We start from the raw sequence: 808 nt of genomic DNA, 5'->3' as shown, positions 1-808 counted from the left end.
CGGTGACGGTGAAGGCGAGCGTGGCGAGGGCGGGACTTGGGGTGTATCGCGTGTCGACGGAGTTGCTGGCGACGTCTGCAGCGCTGACGAATCGGATTTCGTAGGGGCCGGAGGGCCATGTGGAGTCGACTAGGACTGTCGAAGTTCCCGTCCAAATGTTTCCGGATCGCGCCTTCGAAGCGAGTTCTGCGGTGTACACGCGACCGTTTGGGCCATAGATCCAGAACGATACTGAGGACAGATCGCTTTGGTCCTCAATGGTCCACTTGAAGGATGCGGTGTTCCCTGAGGTCACGGTTGCGGCGCTAGTGCGGTCGACAGTCTTGATCACCGGACTCGTGACGTCGGCTGTGGTGCCGGTGACGGTGAAGGCGAGCGTGGCGAGGGCGGGACTTGGGGTGTATCGCGTGTCGACGGAGTTGCTGGCGACGTCTGCAGCGCTGACGAATCGGATTTCGTAGGGGCCGGAGGGCCATGTGGAGTCGACTAGGACTGTCGAAGTTCCCGTCCAAATGTTTCCGGATCGCGCCTTCGAAGCGAGTTCTGCGGTGTACACGCGACCGTTTGGGCCATAGATCCAGAACGATACTGAGGACAGATCGCTTTGGTCCTCAATGGTCCACTTGAAGGATGCGGTGTTCCCTGAGGTCACGGTTGCGGCGCTAGTGCGGTCGACAGTCTTGATCACCGGGGCGACGGTGTCCGCGATCGCTTTGCCGGCGCTGGTCTTCGTAGTGGTCGTGTAACCGGACTTCACCGCGGTCGTGGTGACCGTGATGGTCGTTCCCGCGTCCGCCGAGGCCAGGAC

At 61.4% G+C, this 808-nt stretch carries 1 protein-coding gene (running past one end of the window); it reads right to left on the bottom strand.

From position 1 onward, the window contains the following. Positions 1-662 precede the first annotated feature (662 nt). Positions 663-808 carry the end of a cutinase family protein gene (locus C5C30_RS12450; RefSeq protein ID WP_104333853.1) on the bottom strand. Its footprint extends 3103 nt past the window's final position, so only the last 146 of its 3249 coding nucleotides appear in the window; its start codon lies off the right edge, out of view; it ends in the stop codon at positions 663-665.

This window comes from Rathayibacter sp. AY2B5, from assembly GCF_002931645.1.
Taxonomy (GTDB): domain Bacteria; phylum Actinomycetota; class Actinomycetes; order Actinomycetales; family Microbacteriaceae; genus Rathayibacter.
The sequence above is the reverse complement of the archived record's forward strand: the minus strand, read 5'-3'. Positions and strand labels throughout refer to the sequence as shown.